The organism is uncultured Campylobacter sp. (assembly GCF_938045205.1).
Taxonomy (GTDB): domain Bacteria; phylum Campylobacterota; class Campylobacteria; order Campylobacterales; family Campylobacteraceae; genus Campylobacter_B.
The window spans coordinates 1-1,207 of the sequence record NZ_CALIMY010000094.1 but is presented as its reverse complement, the minus strand read 5'-3'; the positions used below and the strand labels follow the sequence as shown (position 1 = coordinate 1,207).

Genomic DNA, 1,207 nt, shown 5'->3' with positions numbered 1-1,207 from the left:
TATCTTCGCATTTACAAAGCAACCCGGGCAGCGCATAAGCAAGCGTGCATGCGATCAGTCCGTAGAAATTTATACCCAGTAGCATCGAGTATTTGCCGCTGCCGATAGCCAAAAACTCGGGAAAAAATTTCGCGTCAAACGCAAATGCGACGCCAAGAAATATCCCGAGCCAAAAGCTGAGGTGAAAACCAAGCCTCGTAGGTCTTACAAATCCGTGCAACAAAAATATCGGCGCTAAGCCGATTACCATCGTACCGCTAATGGTCGTAGCTTTTAGAATGTCCGTGCCCACGATCATCGGTAAATTTCCAAAAATAGCAAAAAGTATCATCGAGATTATGCCGATTTTGATCGCATTTTTATAAACATCTTTGTTAAGCATTGCCGGGATATCATAGCCCACGAGCTTTGAAAGGCTCGCAAATGTCGAGTCCAGCGTCGAGCCTGCCGCGGCGATCATTACCGCCGTCATAAGGATCGTAGAGCCGATACCCATGGTTTTGGCTAGCTCTGCGGGGATGTTGCCCTTTGCAGCTATGCCTTCCATAGAGCCGTAAATTCCGATAAAGCTAAAGATCACGATGGCTATAAAACCTAGAATTCCAGATACTATGAAGCTTTTTAGCATCGTTTTTTCTTCACAGATAAAGCCGCGATCGGTTAAAACCGGATCATGAAACGGGTAGCTAACCAGCTGTAAAACGGCGACTAATAGCAGATCCACGCCTCCACCAAGCGTCCATGATCCGATCGTTACGAGCTCGCCCACGCCGTGCTTTGGCAGGATCGTGACGATAACCCAAAGCGTCGCAACGATGAAAACGAGGGCCTGGATCACGTCGGTTACGATTGAGCCGCGAAGCCCGCCGCGCACCGAATACACTAGCGTAAAAATCGTAAAGAGCGAAGCTGCGAGGATAAAAGGCATGCTGCCGCTATCGCCGTAATATCCGCCCACGACTGCGGTATTTCTCCATACTTCGTTAAAAAGTCGCACTAAAATCGCTACACAAAAGGCTACGCTAGCCGCCGCGCCGTAGTTACTCAATAGAAATGAAACCAGCCCGGTTGCGCCGAATTTTCGCCTTAGGCGGTATATAACAAGCCCGGCTATTGGGATACAAAGCCAATACGTCGCATATGCCACGCCGCCCACGATGCCGTAGCTAGCGCCTAAATTTGCGGCGTTGGTGACGGATTTTGCGAA

General features: G+C 49.2%; 1 protein-coding gene. It reads right to left on the bottom strand.

Going from position 1 to position 1,207, the window contains the following annotated elements:
- Positions 1–1,207: sodium:solute symporter (locus Q0198_RS05125; protein WP_297895804.1), on the bottom strand; the 1,207-nt coding region annotated here is incomplete at both ends.